Source organism: Parageobacillus caldoxylosilyticus NBRC 107762 (genome assembly GCF_000632715.1).
Classification (GTDB): Bacteria; Bacillota; Bacilli; order Bacillales; family Anoxybacillaceae; genus Saccharococcus; species Saccharococcus caldoxylosilyticus.
Window position 1 is genome coordinate 1 of sequence record NZ_BAWO01000109.1, and the last position, 2,996, is coordinate 2,996.

Here is a 2,996-nt window from a genome sequence, read left to right on the forward strand (position 1 = left end):
ATTTATAAGCTAGATTTAGAAAAGTTCTAAATAGAACAATGTTTCGGGTTAATGGAGTAAGAGTTCTGTTTGTATTTATGGACAGGATTATTACTCCGTTTCGTTTTAACATAGGATTGTGACAAGAGTGCCTGTCACGTGTCGAATACAGAGGAGAGATTAGGTGAGTGATTAGTATGAATCAAAAAAAATTAGTTGCTTTATTAAATGAAATGTGGGCTACCGTAGTCAAAAGTTTTCATATTGATATTTTATCTCATACGATTAGTCTAAATGTGAAAGTAGTTGATAATGAGAAATATTATAAGATTGTGTTCAAAGGTGTTTCCTCTTTTTATTTCGTAGAAAACTCTGGAGATTCCCGCTTGAACCCAGTTGATCCAGAAGATGGAGATTACATTGAGCTAACTTCAATTGATTATTATAAGAATGGTATAGGTAAAATTCATATCAGTTCGTCAAAAGAAATTTGGGTTGGTGAATACTTTTCTTCAGCTAACTTTGTACTTGAGTTTTGGGAGGCACTATTATTTATTGAAGCTAAAAGTATAGTGATCAATGGAGAGGAGTTTCTAGTAGATTATCCAGTTAAAGTGCAAAGTTAAAAAATTTTTGATTGATTAATATTGCAAAATGGGCTGTCACATCTATATAGGGCAGCCCTTTGAAAATGCATAAAAGAATTTCCCGAAAATGGAGATATAGGTACTTTTACCACTATAATACACATGGAGATGTCGTTGCCCTAACGGATGAGCAAGGAAATATGTGAGTTCCGGAAATTACAAGTATAAAGAATATCAGTTAACAGTTGTATATAATAAGAGAACCAAACGGGTACGTCATTTCCACTATGAGCCATATAAGCAACGAATATAGCTGGTAGAAAGGATGCAAAGCATGAAAGTATTTGGATGTGAGGAATATGCAGATCGAAGCCTAGAGCTAATTATCACGGACTTTGAAAATGAAGGGGATCCGTTTTTTGGTGGATGCTACTTTACAGGAAAAGTAAAGCTAAAAGGTAGTGGCTTTATAGCTGAAACGGTTCACTTTCATTTTGACAATCATGATATCTTTCATTTCTATGAAAGTTTAAAGAAAATATACAGAGAACAAGAAGGTAAAGCAGTTTTTCATTCAGAATCTAAGGAACTAAATGTTGTAGTGCAAATCTACAATAGTGGAGGAGGAATTGTTCAGGTTCAGTTTAAGGATTTACACAGCGAGGATTTTTTTAGTAGCAGTCTGCATATACACATTTCTACATTACCGTATATGCTTGACCAACTGCGGCACCATCTAGATATTTTTAAATACTGCTCATAGTTACTTATGTCATATAGACTCAAAATCAGTTAAGATGGTTTGAGTATCAGACTGTTGTAGACAAAACAGAATTCAGACACCCAGCTTGAATCCTATTTTGCTTTAATGGCACGTACTGTATTAAATTATTTCAAATTTAACAAGTAAAGGGGGGATCTTTATATTATCTAATAAGGATAAAATGGTCGGTGCTTTAAAGAAAATAGTAGTCCCAGAATTAAGAAACAGGGGATTTAAAGGGGCTTTTCCTCATTTTAGGAAGCAAGAAGGTCAGTTAGGTTATTTGCTATCGTTTCAATTTGATAAATGGGGAGGAGGATTTATAATAGAAGCTGGAGTAGCAAGGGTTAATGAGGAAGAAAACGTGGTAGTTGATGGTATCGTTCGACCATTTCAAAAGATGAACGCTTTTCACTTAAACAATCGTTTTAGAATAATGAATAATAAAAATGGAGATAAGGATTGGTTTAAATTCGATAACGAAAACGAAAATTTAGAGGAAGCAGAATTTATTCGAATAGCTAAGAATGTTTTACCATATTTGGATATTGCAGAAAATTGGTTTGAAAAAATAAAGCAAAAGCAAACAGTACGATAGAACCAATCTAGGCGACCTGCTTGCTTTATAGCAGTGTCGTCTTTTTTATAACAATTTAGATAAGCTATTGACTCAAGAAAAAGTAGTAATAAGATGGTATGGTTGGTGATACAATGTCATTTTGGGAAAGCATAAAGAACAAGGAAACAGTTGTTTTAAGTGATGATGCAATCGATTTGTTCAGTGATACGCTCTTAGAAATCAAAAAAATTTATCAAGAAGATTTAGAAAGAATGCCAACGGTAGCTGAATTAGAAGCATTAATTTTGAAGGCTTTACAACTTGATTCAAATATTAATGAACAATTAGGGGAAATGGAAATCGTCGATGTAAATTTTAAATTGAAAAAGAAAAGAAAGACGCCTAATATTGAACCAGGTATTGTATTCGCAATCCCGCTTAAAGAAATTGAAAAATATGCTTATGGTTTAGTAGTAAAAGGAAAAGGATTAAAGGATGACATCTATATACAATATTTCGATATCTTTACTAATGAAATATTAGATATAAAAAACTTTAGTAATCAATTTGAAAAACTTTCTGTTCTATATACTATTAACAGTGGAATATATGGAATCGTTAATAAAGAATGGAAAATTATTGGGAAATTGTCTAAAGGGAAATTCAACCCTGCAAAATATGAGTTACCTGATTTTGTGTTTTACAATGGCAAGGAATATTTTGTGAGTCGAGGGGATGCGAATACACCAATAGCAGAATTAGAGCCTATTTCTAAAGAGGAAGGGGAAAAAATAAAAAATCCAATTGGTCTGATTGGTAGTAATAATATAGTGGAAATGCTTATTAATTCTTACTACGAGAAACAAAATCAAAAATGTATTTAGCCTTTTTAAGGTTATCCCGTGATTTAAGGGATAACCTTTTTATTGTACAGTGAAGACAGCGGGCGTATCCAAAAGAATGTGAATGGCGTCATTATGAATTACCATTACTAAGGCGACAGCTTAAACGTCCTGTATGAAACGGACGCAAGTGGAAATGTGGTAAGATCGTATATATACGGAGAAAACGGGTAACTCCTTGCCATGAAAAAAGGCAATGCAACGTT

The 2,996-nt window shown here is 33.0% G+C and carries 4 protein-coding genes and 1 pseudogene; all 5 read left to right on the top strand.

All coding sequences use genetic code 11. The features are described from left to right. Positions 1-176 precede the first annotated feature (176 nt). Positions 177-605 carry a YxiG family protein gene (locus tag GCA01S_RS18790; protein ID WP_221198441.1) on the top strand — a complete coding sequence of 143 codons (429 nt, stop codon included), beginning with the start codon at positions 177-179 and terminating at the stop codon, positions 603-605. A 295-nt stretch (positions 606-900) separates the two neighbouring features. Next, positions 901-1,329: a WapI family immunity protein gene (locus GCA01S_RS19080; protein ID WP_052510076.1), complete on the top strand. Its 429-nt coding sequence runs from the start codon at positions 901-903 to the stop codon at positions 1,327-1,329. A 181-nt stretch (positions 1,330-1,510) separates the two neighbouring features. Continuing rightward, positions 1,511-1,927 (top strand): DUF4304 domain-containing protein, encoded by a 417-nt coding sequence (locus GCA01S_RS18800; protein WP_042412506.1) that lies wholly within the window; start codon positions 1,511-1,513, stop codon positions 1,925-1,927. 113 nt (positions 1,928-2,040) lie between these two features. Next, positions 2,041-2,772, top strand: coding sequence for an immunity 26/phosphotriesterase HocA family protein (locus GCA01S_RS18805; RefSeq protein ID WP_052510077.1), 732 nt, complete (start codon positions 2,041-2,043; stop codon positions 2,770-2,772). A 45-nt stretch (positions 2,773-2,817) separates the two neighbouring features. Then, positions 2,818-2,961: pseudogene (locus tag GCA01S_RS21425) on the top strand (RHS repeat-associated core domain-containing protein); the annotation flags it as partial. Positions 2,962-2,996 lie beyond the last annotated feature (35 nt).